Below are 21,153 nucleotides of genomic sequence, written 5' to 3' on the forward strand. Positions count from 1 at the left end.
GGGCCGGGCCGGGTCAGTCCTGGACGCTGCTGCGGTTCTGGTAGGCCAGGTCGGCGTACTCGGGATGGCGCCCCATCCAGCCCGCGATGAACGGGCAGGTCGCCAGGACCGCCAGGTCCCGGGCCCGGGCGTCGTCCAGCGCGGCACGGGCCAGCGCACTGCCGACGCCGCGCCCCTCGAAGGCCGGATCGACCTCGGTGTGCGGGTAGACCACGAGGTTCTCGCTGCGGATGTACTCGGCGAAGCCCGCCAGGCGGTCCCCCTCCCTGGCCTCGAAGCGGCTCCGCCCGGGGGCGTCGGTCACGGCGATGTCCATCGGCTCTCCTTGCGCTGGTCGGCCGCGGCGGTCCGCCGCCCCGGCCGGTCGGCGGGCCCCGGTGGCCGGCCGCCCGCGGGATGCACCGTACCCGCCCCCGCGGCCGACACCCCGGTTCCGTCCTGCGGACGGGCCCGGCGGGGCGCGATCGGGCAGGGTGGACGCAGGGGGCCGGCGGCGAGGCGTCGAGGAGCGGCGGGTGTCACAGGTGCGATGCGGGTACGGCGCCCGCGGGGTCCCCCGGTGAGGGCGCGGGAGCGGGCGGCGCGGCTGCGCCGGACCGTCCGGGCGCTGTGGTCGCGGATCCCCCTCCTCCCGCGGGTGGCCGAGCAGCTGCTGCGGGTCGACGTGCTGGACAACGGGACGCGGCTGGCCGCGCAGGTGTTCCTGGCCGCGCTGCCGGCGCTCCTCGTCTTCAGCGCGTTCGCGCCCGCGCCCGTGCGGGACGAGCTGCTGTCCTCCCTGCGGAGCGAGTTCGGGCTGCGCGGCGAGTCGCTGGAGCTGGTCAAGCAGCTGCTGCAGTCGCCGGACGGGGTGACGCGGGAGACGTTCGGGGTGGTCGGCGCGGTGGTGACGCTGGTCTCGGCGACGGCGTGCAGCCGGGCCCTGCAGCGGGTGTGCGAGCGGGCGTGGCGGCTGCCGCGGTCGGGCCTGCGGATCGCGGCGTGGCGGTGGCCGGTCTGGCTGGCGGTGTGGCTGGCGGTGTTCGTGCTCCAGGGGCCGCTGCGCAACGGGTTCGGCGTGGGGCCGCTGCTGGGGGTGCCGCTCGTCCTGCTGGTCGACGTCCTGCTGTGGTGGTGGACCCAGCACCTGCTGCTGGGCGGCCGGGTGCCGTGGAGGCCGCTGCTGCCGGGGGCCGTGCTGTGCGCGGTCTCCGTGGTGGTGCTGAGCGGGGCGGCGCGCCTGTACCTGCCCCGGGCCCTGGACCGCGCCGTCCGGCAGTTCGGGGCGTACGGCGCGGTGTTCACGCTGCTCTCCTGGCTGATCGTGGTCGGCGCGGCCGTGACGGCGTCCGTCAGCCTGGGGTACGTCCTCGCGTCGGAGGGGACGGTGGTGCGGCTGCTGGCGGCGCGGGGGCGGGAGGGCCGGGCCGACGGGCGCACACGGGCCGGCGGGGCCCGGACCGGGTCCGGGCCCCGCCGGTGGCGGTGGCGCTGGTGATGGAACGTCAGAAGACGATCGCCACGTTGTTGCCGAAGCCGCCGAAGCCGCCGTAGCCGCCGAAGCCGAAGAGGCCGCCGTAGCCGAGTCCGCGGTTTCCGAAGCCGTAGCCGCCGCCGTAACCGCCGTAACCGCCGTAACCGCCGCCGTAGCCCCCGTGGCCGCGGTGGTGGCCGTGGTGGTGGCCGTGGTGGTGGCCGCGGTGGCCCCAGGAGGAGGCGCTGGCGGTGCCGGCGAGCGGGACCACGGTGACGGCCGCGGCGAGGGCCGCGGTGGCGGCGATGCGGGTGATGCGCTTGCTCATGGTTCTTCCCTTCGGGTTGATCCGAACAACCGGTGGCACGAACGTAAGCAAGTTCGAACCCGGCCCGCACGCCGGCGACTCCCCTGAGTCACCTCCAGGACACGCTCCGCTTCCCCCGCACACGGGGCGTCACCGCAGGTCAGAGGGGCGAGAGGAGCGAATCGAGGCCGCCGGGCGCAGGGGCGCCCCGCTAGACCGTCCGGGGCACGCGACCCGACGTGGCCGCACCGGGGATCCGCCCGCGGACGCGGGAGGCGGGACGCCCCCGCAGGAACGCCGGGGTCGCCGCCCGCCCGCGGCGCGCCGACGGCCCCGGGCGGGCGGCGCGCCGCGGACTGCCCCGTACGCCCGGGGTCCGGCGGCCCCGCCGGAGGGGGTGCGTCACATGCCGCGGAGCAGCAGGCGGAGCACGTCCACCGCGCGGCGGACGTCGCGGTCGGTACCGGTGATCACATCGCTGTAGACGAAGGCCTCGCCGAGGCGGACGGCGGCGTACGCCAGGGTGTCGAGGTCGATGGCGGGCCGGAAGGAGCCCCGCTCCTCCGCGGCCCGGAACATGTCGCGCACGGCGGCGACCAGGCGCGTCTGGACCACGCCGTGCCGCGAGGTGAGCACCCGCAGGGCGAGCTCGGGATCGCGGAGCAGGAAGCGGCGCAGGGGGGCGGACTCGTCGACCGCGACCACGAAGCGTTCGAACACCTCGACGAGGTAGGGCGCCCCGTCGCCGCGCGCCTGATCGCGCGCCCACGCGAGCGTCCGCCCGGTGAGGTCCCAGAGAACCTCGCCGAGGAGCAGCTCCCTGTTGCCCGCCCACCGGTAGACGGTCGCCCGGGAGACGCCGAGCGCGTCGGCCAGCTCCCGCATCTCGAACAGGCCGTCCACCCGGAAGCGGGCCCGGGCGAGCTCCAGCAGGTCGTCCCTGCTCGGAGGGGGTGTGCAATCCCGCTCCGGGGCCGTCGGCGGCGGCTTCCCTTCCGTCCTGTGCGACACACCGCTAGTGTGCCTTATGGGACATTTCGCCGCCGCGTCTCACGGCGGGCCCGCCTCGGCGGCGAACAGCCGCCCCGCCCGGACCGCCGCGCCTCCGGCCCGTCCCGGACCGATCCGCGGCCTCCGCGCCGCGGCCCCCCACAGACTGGAGCGGGCATGGTGATGCCGTCCCTCTTCGACCCGGGCGCACGCGCGGGCCTCTTCCCCCTGCCGGGGGCCGGCGGCGGACCGCCGGTGACGCGGGGGCGGCCGCCGTCGCCCTGCACGGTCCCCCGGCAGGGGGGCGCCGGGGCGGACCGGACGGACGGGTGCGCCGCACAGGCCGCCTCCGTGACGTGGTCCTTCCCCGCGCAGGCCCTCCACGCCCACCTGGCGCGCCGCTGGCTGCAGTCCCTGCTGGACCTGTCCTGGCGCGACGGGGACGCGGTCGACCGTGCGGTGCACGTCTTCGGCGAGATCGCCTCCAACGCGGTGGAGCACGCCGGGGGCCGGATGACCGTGCACGTGTCGGTCTGCGGCCACGCCCTGCGCTGCGAGGTCGAGGACCCCAGCCCGCGGCTGCCGGAGCCCACCGACGCGGCGGCCGACGACGAGCACCACCGGGGCCTGCCGCTGGTGCGGGCGCTGCTGGGCGCGCCGCCGGAGATCCGCCGCACGCCCGACGGCAAGGTGGTGGCGTTCACCGTCCGCGCCGACGGGGCGCCCGTCGCCGCGTGAGGACCGTCCGGGCCGGCCCCGGGGCGCGGAGCGCGGTACCGGGCGGGCTCCGCCGGGGGGCGGGCCGACCGGAGGGGAGGCCCCGGCGCCGGGCGGGCGCCGGCCCCGCGGACGGCGGGGCCCGGAGCGGGTCAGCCGAGGAGGGCGGGCAGGACGGCCGGCCGGAGGGCGGCGGGGACCAGCGGCGGTACCGGGTCCGGCCAGGAGACCGGGGGCGCCGCGCAGCGGACCGCCCGTACGCCGACGGTGTAGCAGACCTCGTCCTGCTGGAGGTCGACGGCGACGATGCGCCCCGCGTGCAGTCCGCGGAGCCCGTCGGCGTAGCGGGCCGGATCGCCGAGCCAGTCGCGGACCGTGGTGGGGGCGGGCGGGTCCAGCTGCTCGGCGATCGCCGTCAGCCGGGCGTAGAGCCAGTCCATCGCCGCCTCCGCGGTCGCTGTGAACTGGCCGCCGAGGGCGTAGGTGCGCCGCTCGCCCGCCACCTGCGCCGCGGAACTGGTGCACCAGAACGCCGTCGAGGAAACCACGGGGCTACTCCTGCTGTCCGACCGGGGATGCTCACGATGGTGCCATGCACTTGGCATATGCATGACGAGTTTCGGCGACTCGGCGGCGCCCGCTTCGCCCGGAGGGTGCTCAGCGCGCGCGGGGGGCGCGCCGGCGCGCGCCGAGGGAGGGGGCCGCGGGGGGCGCGCCCGCCTCGGGGGCGGCGGCGCGGGAGAGGCCGGCGGAGACGCCGGCGGGGGCGGCCGGCCGCGGAGCGGGGCCGGATGCGTGAGCGATGGAGAGCACGGCTGGATTCTGCCCGCTCCGGGACGGCGTCGGAGCAGTTGGCGGACTCTGCGGGACGGGAGCCGTCCGCTGTGGTAGACCGGCGCGCCCCCGCACCGGGAGCGGTGCGGGGGCGCGCGGAGGAGGCGGTTCTGCGGGTGTCAGGCGGCCGTGCACAGCCCGCCGCGGGGGACGGAGCGCAGGGCGTCGAGGGCGGCCAGGTAGCCGGTCTGCAGGCGCTGCAGTTCGAGGACGGCCTCGGGGGGCCAGTCGGTGCGACGCGCGGCGAAGGCCCGCACGGCGTCGTTGGCCGCGTCGAGGTCGCGCTGGAGCGCGCGGGTGTCGCGCGCCGCGTCGGAGAGTGCTTCGTACATGTGCCCCAGGGTAGGGGACGGGTCGGACACCGGCGCGGGGTTTTCCCGGGCGTGTGCGTTTGCAATAGAAGGCGTCCGCAATTAGTGTCAGGGGCATGAACTCCATCCCCACCGTCACTCTCAACAACGGCGTCCGGATCCCGCAGCTCGGCTTCGGCGTCTTCCAGGTCCCCGACGAGGAGACGGCCGCGGCGGTCGGCACCGCCCTGGAGGCCGGATACCGCAGCATCGACACGGCTGCCGTGTACGGCAACGAGAAGGGGGTCGGCGACGCCCTGGCCGCCTCCGGGCTCCCCCGCTCGGAGGTCTTCGTCACCACCAAGCTGTGGAACGACGCCCAGGGCTACGACTCCACGCTGGCCGCCTTCGACGAGAGCCTGGCCAAGCTCCGGCTCGACCACGTCGACCTGTACCTGATCCACTGGCCCACCCCTGCCCGGGACCGCTACCTGGACACCTGGCGGGCCTTCGAGAAGCTGCTGGCCGACGGCCGCACCCGCGCCATCGGCGTCTCCAACTTCACCCCCGCCCACCTGCGGCGGCTGATGGACCACTCGGGCGTCGTCCCCGCCCTCAACCAGGTGGAGCTGCACCCGCACCTCCAGCAGGCCGAGCTGCGGGCCTTCCACGCCGAGCACGGCATCGCCACCGAGGCGTGGAGCCCGCTGGCGCAGGGCGGCGAGCTGCTCGAGGACCCCGCGGTGGCCGCGGTCGCGGAGAAGCACGGCACCACCCCCGCCCAGGCGGTGCTGCGCTGGCACCTCCAGCTCGGCAACGTGGTGATCCCCAAGTCGGTCACCCCGGAGCGGATCCGCGCCAACATCGACGTCACGGGCTTCGAGCTGGACGCGGACGACATGGCGGCGATCGGGGCCCTGGAGTCCGGCACCCGGATCGGTCCGGACCCGGACGCCTTCAACTGACGCCCCCGCGCCGCGCCCCGGACCACCGGGGCACGGCGCCGGGTACGGGCCCGGGGCCCGCAGGTCGGCGACCTGCGGGCCCCGGCCCGCGCACCGGGCGGGTGGGCCGCCGGGTCAGCCCGTGGCCGGGCGCTGCCTGGGCAGCGCGGAGCGGAGCGGGCCCGCCGCCACGCCCGGGGAGGCGGCGGCCGAGGCGCGGCGGCGCCGGGGGCGCACGCAGGCCGTCCGCAGCGCCTGCTCGACCAGCTTGACCTGCTCCAGCATGGCCCGGGCCCACTCCCGCTCGCGGATGTAGAGCTCCGAGGCCGGCTGCACCGGCACCAGGACCGGCTCCGGCCGCGCCGCCGGCCCGGCGGCGGGGACGGGACCGGCGGCGGACGGACCGGCGACGGTCCGCAGCCCGGCGTGCATGGCGGCGACGTCGGCCTCCAGCCGCAGCCGGACCATCCGGGCCAGCTCCACGGGGTACCGGTGCAGCAGCTCCTCGTGCCACCAGCGGGCCGGGGCGAGTTCGAACAGCCACGCCTTGGCGGACTGCTGGAACCCGGCCGAGGTGGGCGGGCAGACGGCTCCGGGCCAGTGGGGGGACGGTACGGAGGCTCCGGGGCCGCACGGCCGCAGCTCGGCACGGGCGGGGGTAGGCCGTGCCGCGGCCTGCCGTCCCGGGACGGACCGGCCGGGAACCGGGCGGCGGGGGTCGGGGGTGGGCTCCTGCGGGGGTGTCGGACGTGCCACGTGTTGCTCCCTTGCTGCTCACCGTCCCGGTCCGGACACGGCACGCACGGGGGTGCGGTGCGGCGGCCGGGCATCCCGGTCCGGAGGGGGCGCCCGGCAGGACCGGACGCGGCGGGGGCCTGGCCGCGGCCCGGACGGCCGCTCCCCCGCGCCGGTACCGGCCGGTCCCGGCCGCGTACGGCCGTACCGGCATCCTGCCGGGTGGTAGGAAACGAAACGTAACCTACTCCCCGAAATACGCACAAGGGGTGTCCTACCACCCGGTACGTCCGGCGCCCCGGGGTCCCCGGGGCGGCTGCCCCGCAGGTGGGGCGGCGGTTGCGGGTTTCGGACGTGTCGCTTCCTGCGGAGAATTCGGTGAAACCCCGCCCGAAGGTGAGCGAAGTCGTTATAAGGGGAGGGTCGCGGTCGGCGCGCGGGGAGAGCGGTCAGGGAGAGGTGGATGGAGAATCGGTCGTCGGTCCCGCCCTCCCCGGAGGCCCCGGCCGCGCCCTCCCCGAACGGGCCCTCCCTCGACGCGCCCTCCCCGAACGCGCCCTTCCCGAACGTGCCGGCCCCGGCGTCCGGACGCGCCTGCGGCGGCGGCCCCGGACCGGCGGTCCTCCCGGCCCGCTCCCCCGCCGGCGCGCGGCTCCGCAGCACGGCGTGGGTCCGGTGGCTGGCCGTCGGCGCCCTGCTCACGGGCTGCTGCTCCGCCCTGCCGCGCGGCCGGGCATGCGACGCGCTCTACGCGGCGACCGGCGTGGCGAGCGCCCTGGCGGTGGTCCTCGGGGTCCGGCTGCACCGGCCCGCCGCCGCGGGCCGGTGGTACCTGCTGGCGGCCGCCCAGCTGCTGTGGACGTGCGGCGACGTCGTCCACGGGCTCCGTGAGGACGTCCTGCACCGCCCGCCGTTCCCCTCCGCGGCCGACGTCCTCCACCTCGCCGCCTACCCGGTGCTGGCGACCGCGCTGCACGCCCTCACCCGGCGCCGGGGGCCGGGCTCCGACCGGGCCGGGCTGCTGGACGGCGCGCTGGTCGCGACCGGCCTGGGGCTCCTGTGCTGGGTCTTCCTCATGCGTCCGGCGGCGGGCGGCGGCCTGAACGGCCCGTTCGCCCAGCTGCTGTCCCTGGCGTACCCGGCCGCCGACCTGGTGGTGGCGGCGATGGTGCTGCGGGTGCTCGTCCCGGCCGGGCTGCGGAACGGCTCGTACTGGCTGCTGGCGGCCTCCCTCGTCCTGCTGACCCTCACCGACTCGGCCTTCGCCGCCCTGTCCGCCGCGGGGCGGGGCGACGCCCGGATCCTGGACGCGGGGTGGCTGCTCTCCTACCTCCTGTGGGGCGCCGCCGCGCTGCACCCCTCGATGCGCACGCTCTCCGAGGTGGCGGGCCGGGCGGCGTCGAAGCTGACGCGCAGGCGGCTGGCGGTCCTCGCGGCGGCGACCCTGCTGGCCCCGGGGGTGCTCTTCGCGCAGGGGGCCTGCGGGGCGGAGCGGATCGACTGGCTCGCCGTGAGCGTCGCCTCGGCCGTGCTGTTCCTGCTGGTGGTGGTCCGGGTGGCGGACCTCGCGGCGCAGGTGCAGGTCCAGGCGGACCGGCTCGCGGAGCTCGCCGGCAGCGACGGCCTGACCGGGATACCCAACCGGCGCACCTGGGACTTCGAGGTGGCGCGGCAGCTCGCCCGCGCGGCCCGCAGCGGCGACCCGGTCTGTGTGGCGCTGCTGGACCTCGACCACTTCAAGCGGTTCAACGACGCCCACGGCCACCTCGCCGGCGACCGGCTGCTGTGCGGCGCCGCCGCGGCCTGGCAGCGGCAGCTGCGCTCGGGGGACCTGCTGGCCCGCTACGGCGGGGAGGAGTTCGGGGTGCTGGTGGTGGGGCTGCGGGCCGAGCAGGCCGCGGCGGTGCTGGAGCGGCTGCGGGGGGCCACCCCGCTGGGGCAGACGTTCTCGGCCGGGGTGGCGCTGTGGGACGGGACCGAGTCGGCGGAGGCGCTCCTCGACCGGGCGGACCGGGCCCTGTACCGGGCCAAGAGCACCGGGCGGGACCGGGTGGCGGTCGCGGCCGACGGGGCCCGGCTCCCGGCGTCGGGGCAGGAGTAGGCCCCCGCCGGGGGTGCGGGGCGCGACCCGCGGGGCGGCCGGGGCCGGAGGGGCCGCAGGGCCCGTGCGGCCCTGACGGGTGGATGTGGCCCGGGGGTGTCGCCCCGGGCGGTCCCGGGGGTAGGGATGCCCGGCATGAATGATCAGCAGAACAGGACGTTCCGCGCCTGGCTCCTCTCGTACGCCCAGATCCACGGCGCACTCGGCGACCTGGCCCGCACGGTGCTCGACGACCCGGAGTGGCCGGAGGGGCCGGTCGACCTGGAGCGGTGCCGCGAGCGCCTGGTCGCCCGGGGCGCCGACACCGGCGCGGTGGACACCCTGGAGGAGGCGTGGGAGCGCTACAGCCACGTCCGGTGACCGGCACCGGACCGCGTCCGGCCCCCGGGCGGCCGGGCGCTCCCCCGCCCGGTCGCGGGAGCCGGGGCGGCGCCGCACGCTGGAGGGGTGAGCGATGAACGGCGCCGCGCCCCCGTGACCCGGGGCTGGCCCGACGCGGTCCGCACACCGGGCACGGACGGCTGGGAGGAGACCGCCGTCCGGTGGATGTGGGGCCTGCTGCCGGCGGCCTGGGAGCAGTACGACGTCTTCCACCACCAGCCGCTGCTGCTGGCCCGGCAGGCCGACCTGCACCTGCGGGCGGAGATCGCCGGGCTGCGGCACGGCTGGTCGACGACCCGCCGCGACCTGGCCGACGCCGGCATGGACCCGCGCACGGTCGACCGGCTGCTGGAGGTGTACACCGTCGAGGGGCAGCGTCTGCGCGAGGCGGACCTGCAGCTGCAGATGGTCACCGACGCGCTGGTCCGCGGGATCCGGGAGCGGATGCACCGGCATGCCTGACCGGGAGGGACCCGGCGGCGCGGGGACCGGCCGGGAGGAGCCCGGGGGCGGGGAGCGGGAGGGTCCCTGCCCGGAGGAGCCCTGGCCGGAAGGGCCCCGGCGGGCGGACGCCGGCCCCGAGGGCCGCGGTCCCGAGGGCCCTGCCACCGGGCGGCCGGACCGGGCGGGCGCCGGGCCGGAGGGGCGGCGGATCCTGCATCCGGTCCGCCCGATGCGGCCGCGCCCGTCGGCGGTCCCCTGGTACCGGCGGCTGCACCTGACCTGGCACCGCTCGGGGGTGCGGCGCGGCTGGCGGCGCGGCGGCGAGCTGGAGCTGATGCACCGGGCGCTGAGCTTCTCGGCGCTGGGGCTGGTCACCCTGGTCCCGCTGCTGATCGTGGTCGCGGCGGCGGACCCGGTGGGCGGCCACGGCTTCGCCCAGTGGGTGGTGGACGGCATGGGCATCTCCGGCCGGTCGGCAGCGGCCGTCCAGGAGCTCTTCGCGGCACCGGCGAAGGTCCTGAGCACCACCAGCGCCCTGAGCGTGGCCGCGCTGGCGGTCTTCGGCCTCTCCTTCGCCTCGGTGGTGCAGACCGGGTACGAGCGGGTGTGGGACATGCCGTCGGGGCCCTGGCACACCGCCTGGCGGCGTGTGGTGTGGCTGACCGTGCTGACCGCCTACCTCTTCGCGGACGTGCTGAGCGGCGGGCTGCTGGCGGGCCGGGGCCCGCTGCGGGTGCTGGTGACGCTGACCGCCGCCGTGCTGTTCTTCTGGTGGAGCCAGCACTTCCTGCTCGGCGGACGGCTGTCCTGGCGGCGGCTGCTGCCGGGGGCGGTGACGACCGTGGCCGGGCTGGTGGGTCTGCGGGTCTTCTCCTCCCTGGTCTTCGCACCGCTGATCGTCTCCAACGCGGTGAGCTACGGCGCGGTGGGGACGGTGCTGATCGTGCAGTCGTGGCTGATCGGCGCGGGGGTGGTGGTCTTCGGCGGCGCCCTGGTGGGGCGGGAGCTGGTGGAGGAGCGGGAGCGGCTGCGGCCGCACCTGCACGTGCACCTGCGGCCGTCGGGGCACGCCCGGCCGCGCCGGACGCACCCGGGGCGCCCGCAGCTGCACCTGCACCGGCCCCGGCCGCACGGGCTGCGGTTCCACGGGCTGCGCCTGCACCGGCCGCACGTCCCCCGCGGCCGCCGGTAGCCGCCGCGCCGCGCCGACGCGGGGCGGGACGCTCCTCCTCGGGGCGGGGCGGCGAGGTGCGGGGCGGCGAGGTGCGGGGTGCCGCCGTCAGCCGTCCCGGACCAGGGCCGCGACCTGCTGGGCCAGCAGCGGCGCGCCGGTCCGGTTGTCGATCTCCCGGTGGGGCACGGGCGGCGGCACGTCGGGGAGGGTGCGGGCGGTGAAGGCGTCGAAGCCGGCGAGCTTGCCCGTGTCGCGGGGGCTGCTGCGGGCACGCAGCCGGGCGGCCAGGGTGGCGGCGTCCGAGCGCACCCAGACGAGCCGGACGGGGTCGCCGCCGAGCTCCGCCGTCCACGCGCGCCAGCGGCCGGGGTCGCGGATCTGGCCGGTGAACGGGGCGACCAGCAGCACGGGGCAGCCGGGCCGGCGGATCTGCCGGGCCGCGGCGGTCATGCCGGCGTACTCGTGGAGCTTGACGTGGTCGTCGTACCAGGGGCCCTCGCGCTCGCCCGGCGGACGGCCGTGGGCCCGCTGGACGGCGGCGACGAAGCCGGCGAAGAGGACGTCCTTGTCGAGGAGCGCGGGCACCGGGCGCAGTGCGGCGAGCAGGAGGTCGGCCACGGTGGACTTGCCCGCACCGGGCGCCCCGGCGACGACCCACACCGCGGCGCCCCCGCCGCCGTCCGCGCCGGCGCTCCCGCCCCCGCCCCCGCCCCCGCCCCCGCCCCCGCCGGCGTGTCCGTCGGCGTGTCCGTGCATGCGCCCCTCCGTCCGCCCGTGCCGTGCCCGCCCCATGGTGCACCGGGGGTTCCGGCGGGGCACCCGCAGGCCCCGCCGGTCCGCCCTACGGGGCCGCGGTGCCGCCGCCGAGGCGGGCGAGCAGGAGGGCGACGTCGTCGTCCGGGGAGCGGTACAGGGCGTCCAGGACGGTGTCGCAGGTCTCCTGGAGCGGCCGGGCGGGGCCCTCCAGCAGGCACAGCAGCTCGCGCAGGCCGCTGTCGATCGGCCGGTCGCGGCGCTCGACCAGCCCGTCGGTGTAGAGCGCGAGGAGGGTGCCGTCGGCCGTGTCGACGGTGACGGACGAGAACGGCACGCCGCCGACGCCGAGAGGCGCGGCGACGGGGATCTCGACGAGGGCCGCCCGGCCGTCGGGCAGGACGCGGACCGGGGGCAGGTGGCCGGCGGAGGAGATCTCGCAGCGCGAGCACCGCGGGTCGCAGACGGCGTAGACGCAGGTGGCGAAGGAGTCGCCGAGGCCGGCCGCGATGTCGTCGAGGTGGGCCAGCAGGTCGGCCGGGGCGAGGTCGAGGCCCGCGAGGGCGCGGGTGGCGATGCGGAGCTGCCCCATGACGGCGGCGGCCCGCACACCGCGGCCCATGACGTCGCCGACGACCAGGGCCACCTTGCCGTCCGCCAGCGGCAGGACGTCGAACCAGTCGCCGCCGATCTCGCGGCCGGCGGCGGCGGGCCGGTAGCGGGTGGCGGTCTCCAGGGCCGTGTGCGCCGCAGGCTCCTGGGGCAGCAGGCTGCGCTGGAGGGTGAGGGCGGTCTCGCGTTCGCGGCCGTAGAGGCGGGCGTTGTCGATGCAGACGCCGGCGCGGGCGGCGAGCTCGCAGGCGAGGGTCTCGTCCTGCCGTCCGAAGGCGCGGGGGGTGACCGTGCGGTAGAGGCTGAGGGTGCCCAGCACCTCGCCGCGGGCGGTGAGCGGGACGGCGAGATAGGAGTGGACGCCGGCGCGCGCCAGGACCCCGGCGGCCTGCTCGTCCCGCGCGACCTCGTCCATCAGCGGCCCCTCGGTGCGGGGGACGAGGACGGGGCGGGCCTCGCGGACGGCGGTGCTGATGGTCCGGGAGGGGTCGTAGTGGGCGATCGCCCCGACCGGGTCGGCGGCGTGGATGGCCTGGGTGGGGTAGCCGGCGGCCACGGCCAGGGTACGGAAGCGGATGGAGCCGTCGGCGGCGGTGGCGGAGCCGAAGGGGTCGTCGGTGTCGCCGAGCACCGAGTCGAGGATGTCGACCGCCGCGAGGTCGGCGAGCCGGGGGACGGCGACCTGGGCGAGTTCCCGGGCGGTCTGCTGGAGGTCGAGGGTGGTGCCGATGCGCACCCCCGCGTCGGCGATGACGGCGAGGCGCTCGCGGGCCTCCATGGCCTCGGCGGACGCCCAGTGGCGTTCGGAGACGTCGATCACGGAGACGGCGAGGCCGAGGACCCGGCCGGTGGAGTCGTCCAGCCGGTAGTGGCAGACGGACCAGACGTGGTCGCGCCCGGTCTCGTCCTGGGGGCCGCCGGAGACCCGCTGGTCCAGGACGGGCCTGCCGGTGGCGAGCACCCGGCGCAGCGCGGACTCGACCCCGTCGGCGTCCGCGGACGGCAGGGCCTCGCCGGGGGTGAGGCCCAGGAGCGCGGCGGCCGGGCGGCCGGCGAGCCCGGCCAGGGCGGCGTTGACCCGGACGAACCGCAGCCCGGTGTCGAAGACGCCGACGCCGACGGGCGACTGCTCGACGAGGCGCTCGGAGAGGGCCATGTCGGTCTCGACCCGGCGCACGGTGCTGACGTCGGCGGCGAGGCCGAGGGCGAGGACGCCGCCGCCGCGGTCGACGAGGCGCATGGTGCGGAACTCGACCTGGCGGTCGGAGCCGTCCCTGTGCCGGACGGGGAAGACGCCGGCCCAGACGGCGCCGGCCCGCACCCGGCCGAAGAGGGTCATGGCGAGCTGCCGGTTCTCGGGTGCCACGAAGAGACGGGCGGCGTAGCGGCCGAGGGCCTCGGCGGCGGTGAAGCCGAAGACCTGCTCGGCCTCGGGGCTCCACAGGGCGATCCGCCCGTCGGAGTCCAGGACGACGGCGGCCACACGCAGTAGGTCGAGCAGGCCGCCCGGTGCGGCGGTGACGCCCGCATCGGCGGCCCGCTGCTGCGGCGCGGGATCCGCGGCCATACCGTCGGCTCCCTCCTCGTGGCGGCACGGTCCCCGCGGCGGGGCCGGGTCGGGCCGGCCCCCTCGCGGCGGCGTCCGCCGTGGTGGCTTCCGCCGTGGTGGCGGCGCCCCGCCGGACGGGGCCGGCCCCGTCGGGCGGTACGGCCCCGTCGCGGCGGCGGGGTGCGCGGCTGCGGAGGCGGGCGGGCCGCACGCCTCTACCCGTGATACCTCGCCCGGGGGCCGTCCGCACCCCGCCGGACGCCGCACGGCGGCGGGGCGCCGCGGTCCAGGCGCGGCCGGGGGCAGTCCGGGCGCGGCCGGGGCGGTCCGGGCGCGGCCGGGGCGGTCGAGGGGCGGTCCGGGGCACGGGATGACGCCGGGCGGGTGAGCCACGGCGGCGGCGGGGCGGGGATCCGGCCCGAAGGCGGCGGCGGTGGGTGAGGATCGCCTCGACATCCCCCACCATCGAGGAGCGGACCGCCGTGTTGGAGCGCACCAAGCACAAGAACCGCGTCGAGGTCACCTTCGTCCTGCCCGCCGACCACCCGCACACGCAGGTGAGCGTGGTGGGCGACTTCAACGAGTGGCGGCCCGGCGCCCACCCGATGGAGCAGCGCCCCGACGGCAGCCGCGCCGTGACGGTGGCGCTGCCGGCCAAGGAGCGGTTCGGGTTCCGGTACCTGGCCGAGGACGGCCACTGGTTCGACGAGGAGCACGCGGACGAGCACGACGGCACCAACGGCTACGTGCTGACCTGAGCGGGCCGGCCGCGCGCCGCCGCCCCCGTCCGCTCGTCGGACGGGGGCGGCGGCGCGCGGGGGGCGCGGCGGCGGCGCGCGTCAGCGGACGACGGCCAGGGCGTCGCCCTGGTACTTGGCGCCGGCGTTCCACAGCAGGAAGGAGTGGATGCCGTCGTCGGCCGCGGCGCGGATCTGCGCCCGGACCTCGTCGGGGCCGTAGTGGACGCCGAGGGAGAAGTCCTGGAGCCAGGGCATGACCTGGGACTCGCTGCCCTTGGTCTTGCGCACGAAGTCCGCCAGCGAACGCTGGACGATGGCGTAGGGCTGGGAGTTGGGGTTGTCGACGCGGTACTCCCCGGCGCCCCAGTGCGACGGGTAGACCATGGGGGCGATGTAGTCGGCCTGCTGGGCCATGAGGCCGATGTCCTGGGCGATCTCGCGCGGCCGGGTGGCGGCCACACCGAAGACGGAGACGCCGAGGAAGGCGCCCCTGGGCCGGACGACGGCGCGGGTCTCGGCCACGAAGTCGGCGATGCTCTTCTCGGGGGTCACGCTGCCGAGCCCGGGGAACCGCATGCTCGACAGGGGCCCGTCGGGGCGGCGGACGTAGTCGTAGAGGATGTCGTCGAAGCCCAGCGAGGCGGCCTCGGCGGCCAGGTCGGTGTTGTACCGGCGCACCGTGGGGTCGGCGAAGTTGGTGAACGACAGCGACCCGTAGTTGCCGCCCCCGTAGGGCTGCCCGTCGGGGGTCTGGACCACGGAGGAGCGGTGGCCGGCCTTCCAGGCGGCGTTGGCGAGCATCGGGTCGCGGAAGGCGACGATGCGGCCGACGACCTGGGCGCCCAGCCTGTGGATCTCCGCGATGGCCTTGCGGGCGTCGTAGTAGCCCTTGGCGGCGCCGATCTTCCGGGCGAGCGGCACCTGGGAGGCGTAGCCGATCTCGCCGTCCTCGTCCTTGATGTCGAGCTCGACGGCGTTGAGCTTCTTCTGCCGGATGAGGTCGAGGACGCCCTCGCGCAGCTCGGTGGAGGTCCAGCCGATGGCGGTGAGGTGGGCGGCCCGCATGAGCGGGTGCGGGACCACGGCGTGGACGTCGTCGGTGGTGCGGTTGCCGGCCCGGTCGACGGCGGTGACCGTGACGCGCGGGGGCGGGTTCTCGACGACGGTGGAGAAGGAGCCGTTGTCGCCGAGCTTCACCTCGTGCCCGTCGACCTCGACCCTGGACGCGCCCTTCGCGGTGCCGCTGACGGTGACCGGGGAGTGCAGGGTCCTCGCCCGGGTCCTCTCCAGCCGCACGACGGGGGCGGTGGTGTCGACGGTGAAGGTGCGGGTGGCCCGGGGGCTGGTGAAGGGGATGGAGCCGCGGCTGCCCTCCACCGAGAGGCGGTGGCGGCCCTCGGCGAGCGCCCCGGGCTGGATCTCCAGGCGGTCGCCGTGGAGGCGGGTGGGGACGGGGTGGCCGTCGAGGGTGACCTTGAGGGTGTGAAGCAGGGAGGTGTCGTCGGCGGTGACGGACATGGCCAGGGACTTGGCGTGCGCGGCGTTGAGCACGGAGTCGGCGCCGAGGCCCCGGACCGTCAGCTGCGGGGTGAGCACCTGGACGGTGAAGGCGCCGGCGGCGCCGCAGGCGAGGACGACGACGCCGGCCGCGAGTGCCACGCGGCTCCTGCGGGTGCGCAGGAGGGAGTGCTTCCGGGTCGCACCGGCCCGGCTTGCGGATGCAGGGGACATTCGACACCAACCTGATCGTGGACTGACCCGTCGCTGAGTCATTGACCGATCACAGTCGGATAATCCTGTTAATTGCCGCATATCACCCGGACGGATCGCGGACCCGCCCGCCGCGCACCCGCACCCCCTCCGACGGCCTCCCGCGCCCCCCTCCGGCAGCCTCCCGGGCCCCGCCGCGCCCCCTCCGGCGGGCATTCCTTGGGCCGTTCGGCGCCAGGACGGTTGTGGCCGGGGGCCGCGCAGGCAACGTCTTGCCTGTCCACCACCACCCGGGAGGTTCCGTGCGCCGCCGCTCCGTCCCCGTCCTGTCAGCCCTGCTCGTCGGGCTGCTCGCCACCTCCTGCTCGGCAGGGGGGTCCGCCGGCACGGACTCCTCCGCCGCCTCCGCCCGGCCCGCCGGGGACGCCGGGTCGGCGTCCGCGCACGCGCCCAGGGACCCGGCGTCCGTACGGGCGAACGAGCTCGGGCAGGTCCCGGTCCTGATGTACCACCAGCTGACCGAGCACCCCGCGAGCGTGTACGACCGCACCCCCGCCGACTTCCGGGCCGAGCTGGAGCGGCTCGCCCGGGAGGGGTACGTGCCGATCACCGCCGCCGAGTTCACCGGCGGGCGGATCGACGTCCCGGCCGGCGCGCACCCCGTCGTGCTGACCTTCGACGACTCCACCAACAGCCAGGTGCGCCTCGGCGCCGACGGCCGGCCCGCCCCGGACAGCGCGCTCGGCATCCTCCTGGACGTCGCCCGCCGCCACCCCGGCTTCCGCGCCACCGCGACCTTCTTCGTCAACAGCGAGCCCTTCTCCGCCACCGGCGGCAAGCAGGCCCTCGGCTGGCTCGCCGCGCACGGCTTCGAGGTCGGCAACCACACGATGGACCACTCCAACCTGCGCACCCTGGGGGACGAGGAGGTGCAGCACGAGATCGCGGGCGACCTGAGGGAGATCCGGCAGCTGGCGCCGGGCGCCCGGGTGGTCTCGTTCGCGCTCCCGTTCGGGTCCATGCCGGAGCAGGCGGCGCTCGCCGTGCGCGGCTCCTCGCAGGGCGTGTCGTACCAGCACCGCGGGGTGTACCTGGTGGGCGCCAACCCGGCGCCGTCCCCGTTCTCCGCCTCCTTCGACGCGGCCGCGATCCCGCGCATCCGCTCCGAGGGCGCCAACGGCCAGGAGGCGGAGTACGGCTCCACGGCGTGGCTCGACAGGCTGGCCGCGAACCCGTCGTCCCGCTACACCTCGGACGGCGACCCGGCCACGGTGGCCTTCCCGAAGGCGGAGGAGTCCCGGCTCGCGCCCGCCTACCGCGCGCGGGCGCGGGCGTACTGAGCGGGCGTACCGGCCGGACGCGCGCCGGAGGGCACGGCGGCGGCACGCGCCGCGGAGGGGCACGGCGGCAAGGCGCGCGCCGGAGGGGCCCGGCCGCGGGGCCGTCCGCCGGCCTTCCTCGCGGGGACGGGCGGCGGGGCGGCCCCGCCGGGCCGGCTCAGCAGGGGCCGGGGGCGGGCGCGTCCGGCAGCAGCTGCACGTCGGAGGAGTCCGCCCCCACCTCCACCAGGTGCGGCGAGGCGTTGTCGCGGCGCAGCCGGCTGTCCACGCTCGCCCGGGTCCCCTGACTGCTGACCGCGTACGCCGCGCAGCCCGGCAGGTGCACCGCGGCGTGCGATGAGGCCGCGGAGAGCGCGACCCGCGCCGGCGGCGCCGCGAAGGCGAGGTCCATGCTGCCGGAGGCGATCTCGGCCGTGAGCCGCGCGGAGCGCAGACCGGCCGCCCGGACGTCGGCGGAGGCCGCCGAGAGGTCCACGTCGCCCGCCAGGCCGGTGAGCACCGCCCGGCCGGAGAGCCGCAGCAGCCGCACGGCCGTGCCGTCCGGCACGGTCAGGCTGATGCGCCCGGCGCACGGGACCGGCACCCGCCCTCCGGCGGTCCGGCAGGACAGGTGAAGGGCGCGGCCGCCTCCCGGGCCGGCCCGCTCCTCCCAGCGGGGCTGCGTCCCCCGGTCGGCGGCGACGGTGCCCGTGACCGCCGACGTACGGGGGCCGGAGCCGATCAGCACCTCCCCGGAGACGCCGTCCAGCACCACGGCGGCGACCCCTCCCGCGGCCTGCGGCGGCACCGGCACGGCGGCCGCCGCCGGGGACGCCGGGAGCGGCCGGGTGCCGCGGGCGGGGGCGGGGGCGGCGCGCTCCGGCGGCTCGGCGGCGAGGAGGCAGAACGCGGTCCCGGCGACCGCGACCGCCGCCGCACCGACGACGGCCGTGACCGCGGTCCGGGGGCGCGCGGGAGGCGCGTCGACCCCGGACGCCGGGGGGACGGCGGTGGGCCTCCCGGGCGCGGGGACGGCCGGGCTGCGCCGCGGGACCGCGGGCGGCGGGGGCGCCGGGGGACGGGCCGGCCGACGGGCCGGGGGCGCCGGAGGGGCCGACCCGGGCGCGGGCGGGGCGCCGGTGATGCGGGCGGGCTCCAGGCCGAGCCGGGCGGGGCCCGGGTCCGGGTCCGGGGCGGGATCGGGGGGCGGGCCGGGCTCCGGCAAACGGCCGCCGGGGCTACCGGGGCCGCCGGGGCCGCGGACGGGCCTGGCGAAGGCGTCCCAGGGCCCCTCCCCCGGTCCGGCCGGGCCGCCGGGGCCGGGGGGCGGGGCGGGCGCGGGCCCCGCGCCGGGGCCGTACCCCGCGCCGGGCCCGGCGCCGGACCGCGCCGCGGTCCCGGGGAGCGGCCCGGGACCGCCGCGGCGGCGGGCCGGGAAGGCGTCGGACATGCGGGCGCGGGACGTGTGCGCCCGGTCGGGCCGGGGGCGGGGTCCGAGCCGGTCCGGTAACGGGGGCCCGTCGCCGTCCGGGTGGGTGGGAGTGTCCATGGGCGGTCAGTATTCCCCCGGCGGGCGGCCGCGGGGGCCGGTCGTGACGATCCGCACAGCCGCCGCAGCAGGACGGACGGCAGGTGAACCGCCGGGCGCCGCGGCGCGTACCTGCCGTACTGCGGCGTGGGCACGGCCCCCGGGGCCGGGACCGGGCCGCCCCCTGCTCGGCGGGCGCGTCCGGCGTCGGGCGGGCCTCCCGGTCGCGGAACAGGGACCCGAGGAGGCGTCACCCGGCCAGGGCCCGGCGCAGGGCGGCGCCGGGCGGACCTCCCGGCCCTCGCCCGGGCCTCGGTGGCCGACGCGGCACCCCCAGGCGCGCCGCGGGCGCGGGGAGGGGGTCCCCCCGCCCTCAGGGCAGGGCGAGGAACTCCAGGATCCGGCGGTCGAGCTCGTCCGCGGGGCGCATCGGCAGCGTGTGGTGGGAGGTGCCGGCCAGCACGGCCGTCCGCGCGTGCGGCAGCAGCCGCCGGGCGCTCTCGACGAGGCGGCCGGGGTCCTGGGCGCGGCTGCGCCCGGCGGCCAGGACGAGGGTGGGTGCGGTGAGGGTGCGCAGCCGCCCGGCCGGGGGGCGGCGCATGACGACGACGCTCCGGCGCCGCACGCCCGCCGCGCCGCGGGCGGTCAGCTCCAGCCAGTCCGGGTCGAGCGGGAGGCCGCCGGTCTCCCAGGTGTGGAAGGAGCGCACCCGCACGGCGGTGGGCCGCAGCAGCGGCAGGGCCCGCAGCAGGTAGCGCGCCCGCATGCCGGTGAAGCACTGCGTGGGGTCGAGGAGGACCAGCCGGTCGACCCGTGCGGGGGCGTGCAGGGCGTACTGGAGGGCGGTCCAGGCGCCGTAGGAGTGGCCGCACAGGTGGGTGCGGTCCAGGCCCAGGCGGTCGAGGACCTCGCCGAGCCAGGCCGCCAGGTCGGCGGCGCCGCGCAGGGGGCGCCCCCGGTGCACGCTGCGGCCGACGTCGCCGACCAGGTCCACGGCGTGCACGCGGTGGACGCGGGCCAGGGCGCCGACGTTGGCGTACCAGACCGCCGAGGTGGCGCCGCCGCCGGGCAGCAGGACCAGCGGCGGGGCGTCCTGCGGGCCGCAGACGAGGACGCGGGCGGTGCCGTACGCGGTGGGGGCGTCGACCGCCTCGAACGGCACGGGCCAGCGGGCGAGCAGGGTGTCGTAGGCGGCGGAGAACGCCTCGGCGTCGGCCGGGCTGCGGAAGGCCGGGGTGGCGGGAGCAGGGGCGGTTCCGGGCACGGGGGGACCTCCGAGGGAGCGTTTACCTCACTGGCCAATCATCTCGTTCATCGAGACAATAGCCGTGCGGGCCGCCCCGCGACAGGATCCCGTGGCAGAGTGGCGCGGCAGACGGGCGGCGGACGGGAAGGGCAGCCGTGGAGGACACCGCGGACCGGCAGGCGCAGGAACACGGGCCGGAAGGGGGGCACGGGCGTGAGGGAGGGCGCGGGCGCGAAGGGGGGCACGGGCGGGCGCAGGGGCAGGAGCCCGGCCTGGAGCTGGTGCACCTGCTGCGCGGCATCACCGTGGAACTCGACCTGCTGGGCGCGGAGTTCGCCGCCCGGCACGGGCTCCACCCCACCGACCTGCGGGCCCTGATCCACCTGCTGGACGCCGACCGGGCGGGCGCCGACGCGACACCCGGCCTGCTCGGCGAGCAGCTCGGGCTGAACTCGGCGTCCGTCACGGCGCTGGTGGACCGGCTGGAGCGGCAGGGGCACGTGCGCCGGGTCCGCGACACCCGGGACCGGCGGCGGGTGCTGCTCTCGGTCGAGGACCGGGCCGTCGCCCTCGGCTGGTCGTTCTTCGGACCGCTCATCCGCCGGGTGGTGGCGGCCGCGGGGTCCTACGACGAGGCGGAGCTGGACGCCGTCCGGCGCTTCCTCGCGGAGACGGCCGGAGCGGTCGCCGCGGAGCGGCGCCGGGCCGCGGAGCCGGACCCCGCGGAGGGCGGGTCCGCCTCGGGGTGAGGGTCCACCGCGGGGCGAGGGGCGGCACCGGGCACTGCGGTCAGGTCCTCCAGAGGCCCGGCGGTCGTACGGCCCGGCGGGACGGCGGCCGGGCGCGGACCCGGGGTCACGCCAGGAAGTCGTCGGCGGGGAGGAGCCCGGCGCGGCGCGCGAGCCAGCACAGGGCGGTGAGCCGCAGCGCCGGGAACGGCTCCGGGTCGTGCGGGCGCCAGCCCCGGTCGTGCAGCTCGTCGAGGAACCCGAGGAGGTAGTCGGAGAGGTGCGGGGCGTCGAGGGGGACGGCGTCGCGCACCGCGGCGGCGTGCTGGTCGACGGCGGCGAGCAGGCCTGGGTCCTCCTCCAGGCGGGACAGCTCGGGGCCGTAGGCGGCGGTCAGCCAGGCCAGCGGGTCCGGGATGGGGCTCTCGTGGGGCATCCGTCCACACTAATCACGCTTTCGTCACCCCAAACCCCCCGCGCAGGTGGTCCTGGTCACACCAGGGCGACCGCACCGGCGGGCCCGGTGCCGCCGGGCCCCGGGGCCGGGCGCAGACGGACCGCGCCGGGGCCGCCGGGGCCGGCGGCTGCCGCACCCTGC

Annotated in this window: 22 protein-coding genes; 10 read left to right on the forward strand and 12 right to left on the reverse strand. The window is 77.9% G+C overall.

The genetic code is table 11. The features are described from left to right. Positions 1–13: 13 nt before the first annotated feature. Positions 14–316, reverse strand: a complete 303-nt coding sequence (locus LO771_RS00345; RefSeq protein ID WP_230647077.1) for a GNAT family N-acetyltransferase — start codon at positions 314–316, stop codon at positions 14–16. Positions 317–559: 243 nt separating this feature from the next. Between LO771_RS00345 and LO771_RS00350 the strand changes: the two genes are divergently transcribed. Continuing rightward, on the forward strand, positions 560–1,477 hold the full coding sequence (locus LO771_RS00350; protein ID WP_230647081.1) for a YhjD/YihY/BrkB family envelope integrity protein: 918 nt from the start codon (positions 560–562) through the stop codon (positions 1,475–1,477). Between the two features lie 7 nt (positions 1,478–1,484). On the opposite strand, the gene LO771_RS00355 is transcribed toward LO771_RS00350, so the two are convergent. Further along, positions 1,485–1,781: a hypothetical protein gene (locus tag LO771_RS00355; protein ID WP_230647084.1), complete on the reverse strand. Its 297-nt coding sequence runs from the start codon at positions 1,779–1,781 to the stop codon at positions 1,485–1,487. A gap of 381 nt (positions 1,782–2,162) precedes the next feature. After that, positions 2,163–2,771 (reverse strand): QsdR family transcriptional regulator, encoded by a 609-nt coding sequence (locus LO771_RS00360; RefSeq protein ID WP_230647088.1) that lies wholly within the window; start codon positions 2,769–2,771, stop codon positions 2,163–2,165. A 330-nt stretch (positions 2,772–3,101) separates the two neighbouring features. Between LO771_RS00360 and LO771_RS00365 the strand changes: the two genes are divergently transcribed. Further along, positions 3,102–3,488: an ATP-binding protein gene (locus LO771_RS00365; RefSeq protein ID WP_230647091.1), complete on the forward strand. Its 387-nt coding sequence runs from the start codon at positions 3,102–3,104 to the stop codon at positions 3,486–3,488. Between the two features lie 131 nt (positions 3,489–3,619). On the opposite strand, the gene LO771_RS00370 is transcribed toward LO771_RS00365, so the two are convergent. Continuing rightward, on the reverse strand, positions 3,620–4,015 hold the full coding sequence (locus LO771_RS00370; protein WP_230647092.1) for a hypothetical protein: 396 nt from the start codon (positions 4,013–4,015) through the stop codon (positions 3,620–3,622). A gap of 405 nt (positions 4,016–4,420) precedes the next feature. Beyond that, complete coding sequence (locus LO771_RS00375; RefSeq protein WP_230647095.1) at positions 4,421–4,633, reverse strand: hypothetical protein; 213 nt, start codon at positions 4,631–4,633, stop codon at positions 4,421–4,423. Positions 4,634–4,728: 95 nt separating this feature from the next. Between LO771_RS00375 and LO771_RS00380 the strand changes: the two genes are divergently transcribed. Beyond that, positions 4,729–5,556, forward strand: a complete 828-nt coding sequence (locus tag LO771_RS00380) for an aldo/keto reductase (RefSeq protein ID WP_230647099.1) — start codon at positions 4,729–4,731, stop codon at positions 5,554–5,556. A gap of 114 nt (positions 5,557–5,670) precedes the next feature. Here the strand turns inward: LO771_RS00380 and LO771_RS00385 are convergent, their stop codons facing one another. Further along, positions 5,671–6,291, reverse strand: coding sequence for a hypothetical protein (locus LO771_RS00385; protein WP_230647102.1), 621 nt, complete (start codon positions 6,289–6,291; stop codon positions 5,671–5,673). Between the two features lie 442 nt (positions 6,292–6,733). Between LO771_RS00385 and LO771_RS00390 the strand changes: the two genes are divergently transcribed. The 4 genes from LO771_RS00390 to LO771_RS00405 all read left to right on the forward strand — a co-directional run bounded on the left by LO771_RS00390 (position 6,734) and on the right by LO771_RS00405 (position 10,388). Next, the gene (locus LO771_RS00390) at positions 6,734–8,371 is read left to right on the forward strand and encodes a diguanylate cyclase (protein WP_230647105.1); all 1,638 of its coding nucleotides are present in this window, start codon (positions 6,734–6,736) and stop codon (positions 8,369–8,371) included. Positions 8,372–8,506: 135 nt separating this feature from the next. Next, a complete protein-coding gene (locus LO771_RS00395; protein ID WP_230647108.1) occupies positions 8,507–8,731 on the forward strand; it encodes a YozE family protein in 225 nt (74 codons plus the stop codon). Between the two features lie 87 nt (positions 8,732–8,818). Next, positions 8,819–9,214 carry a hypothetical protein gene (locus LO771_RS00400; protein ID WP_230647111.1) on the forward strand — a complete coding sequence of 132 codons (396 nt, stop codon included), beginning with the start codon at positions 8,819–8,821 and terminating at the stop codon, positions 9,212–9,214. Between the two features lie 211 nt (positions 9,215–9,425). Next, on the forward strand, positions 9,426–10,388 hold the full coding sequence (locus LO771_RS00405; RefSeq protein ID WP_308188798.1) for a ribonuclease BN: 963 nt from the start codon (positions 9,426–9,428) through the stop codon (positions 10,386–10,388). Between the two features lie 87 nt (positions 10,389–10,475). Here the strand turns inward: LO771_RS00405 and LO771_RS00410 are convergent, their stop codons facing one another. Together LO771_RS00410 and LO771_RS00415 are read right to left on the reverse strand one after the other, a co-directional pair. Next, entirely contained in the window at positions 10,476–11,126 is a 651-nt protein-coding gene (locus LO771_RS00410; protein WP_304944743.1) for an AAA family ATPase, read from the reverse strand. 85 nt (positions 11,127–11,211) lie between these two features. After that, positions 11,212–13,302, reverse strand: a complete 2,091-nt coding sequence (locus LO771_RS00415; protein ID WP_230647116.1) for a SpoIIE family protein phosphatase — start codon at positions 13,300–13,302, stop codon at positions 11,212–11,214. A 419-nt stretch (positions 13,303–13,721) separates the two neighbouring features. Here LO771_RS00415 and LO771_RS00420 point away from each other — a divergent pair, with 419 nt between their 5' ends. Further along, positions 13,722–14,042: an isoamylase early set domain-containing protein gene (locus LO771_RS00420; RefSeq protein ID WP_230647119.1), complete on the forward strand. Its 321-nt coding sequence runs from the start codon at positions 13,722–13,724 to the stop codon at positions 14,040–14,042. 81 nt (positions 14,043–14,123) lie between these two features. Here the strand turns inward: LO771_RS00420 and LO771_RS00425 are convergent, their stop codons facing one another. Further along, the gene (locus LO771_RS00425) at positions 14,124–15,683 is read right to left on the reverse strand and encodes a putative glycoside hydrolase (protein WP_230647122.1); all 1,560 of its coding nucleotides are present in this window, start codon (positions 15,681–15,683) and stop codon (positions 14,124–14,126) included. Between the two features lie 353 nt (positions 15,684–16,036). Here LO771_RS00425 and LO771_RS00430 point away from each other — a divergent pair, with 353 nt between their 5' ends. Then, positions 16,037–17,074: a polysaccharide deacetylase family protein gene (locus tag LO771_RS00430; RefSeq protein ID WP_230647125.1), complete on the forward strand. Its 1,038-nt coding sequence runs from the start codon at positions 16,037–16,039 to the stop codon at positions 17,072–17,074. 157 nt (positions 17,075–17,231) lie between these two features. On the opposite strand, the gene LO771_RS00435 is transcribed toward LO771_RS00430, so the two are convergent. Continuing rightward, positions 17,232–18,278 carry a hypothetical protein gene (locus LO771_RS00435; RefSeq protein ID WP_230647128.1) on the reverse strand — a complete coding sequence of 349 codons (1,047 nt, stop codon included), beginning with the start codon at positions 18,276–18,278 and terminating at the stop codon, positions 17,232–17,234. 676 nt (positions 18,279–18,954) lie between these two features. Further along, positions 18,955–19,845, reverse strand: coding sequence for an alpha/beta fold hydrolase (locus LO771_RS00445; protein ID WP_230647131.1), 891 nt, complete (start codon positions 19,843–19,845; stop codon positions 18,955–18,957). 254 nt (positions 19,846–20,099) lie between these two features. Between LO771_RS00445 and LO771_RS00450 the strand changes: the two genes are divergently transcribed. Then, complete coding sequence (locus tag LO771_RS00450; RefSeq protein ID WP_230647909.1) at positions 20,100–20,576, forward strand: helix-turn-helix domain-containing protein; 477 nt, start codon at positions 20,100–20,102, stop codon at positions 20,574–20,576. A gap of 106 nt (positions 20,577–20,682) precedes the next feature. Here the strand turns inward: LO771_RS00450 and LO771_RS00455 are convergent, their stop codons facing one another. Further along, positions 20,683–20,991: a DUF6401 family natural product biosynthesis protein gene (locus tag LO771_RS00455; RefSeq protein WP_230647134.1), complete on the reverse strand. Its 309-nt coding sequence runs from the start codon at positions 20,989–20,991 to the stop codon at positions 20,683–20,685. Positions 20,992–21,153: the final 162 nt, after the last annotated feature.

Source organism: Streptacidiphilus sp. ASG 303, from assembly GCF_020991365.1.
GTDB lineage: Bacteria > Actinomycetota > Actinomycetes > Streptomycetales > Streptomycetaceae > Peterkaempfera.

What these genes read in the sequence shown, in the direction of transcription:
- LO771_RS00405 (WP_308188798.1), top strand. Translation starts at nt 9,426, where the DNA reads ATGCGGCCGCGCCCGTCGGCGGTCCCCTGGTACCGGCGGCTGCACCTG.
- LO771_RS00410 (WP_304944743.1), bottom strand. Translation starts at nt 11,126, where the DNA reads ATGCACGGACACGCCGACGGACACGCCGGCGGGGGCGGGGGCGGGGGC.
- LO771_RS00415 (WP_230647116.1), bottom strand. Translation starts at nt 13,302, where the DNA reads ATGGCCGCGGATCCCGCGCCGCAGCAGCGGGCCGCCGATGCGGGCGTC.
- LO771_RS00455 (WP_230647134.1), bottom strand. Translation starts at nt 20,991, where the DNA reads ATGCCCCACGAGAGCCCCATCCCGGACCCGCTGGCCTGGCTGACCGCC.
- LO771_RS00345 (WP_230647077.1), bottom strand. Translation starts at nt 316, where the DNA reads ATGGACATCGCCGTGACCGACGCCCCCGGGCGGAGCCGCTTCGAGGCC.
- LO771_RS00395 (WP_230647108.1), top strand. Translation starts at nt 8,507, where the DNA reads ATGAATGATCAGCAGAACAGGACGTTCCGCGCCTGGCTCCTCTCGTAC.
- LO771_RS00380 (WP_230647099.1), top strand. Translation starts at nt 4,729, where the DNA reads ATGAACTCCATCCCCACCGTCACTCTCAACAACGGCGTCCGGATCCCG.
- LO771_RS00375 (WP_230647095.1), bottom strand. Translation starts at nt 4,633, where the DNA reads ATGTACGAAGCACTCTCCGACGCGGCGCGCGACACCCGCGCGCTCCAG.
- LO771_RS00390 (WP_230647105.1), top strand. Translation starts at nt 6,734, where the DNA reads ATGGAGAATCGGTCGTCGGTCCCGCCCTCCCCGGAGGCCCCGGCCGCG.
- LO771_RS00355 (WP_230647084.1), bottom strand. Translation starts at nt 1,781, where the DNA reads ATGAGCAAGCGCATCACCCGCATCGCCGCCACCGCGGCCCTCGCCGCG.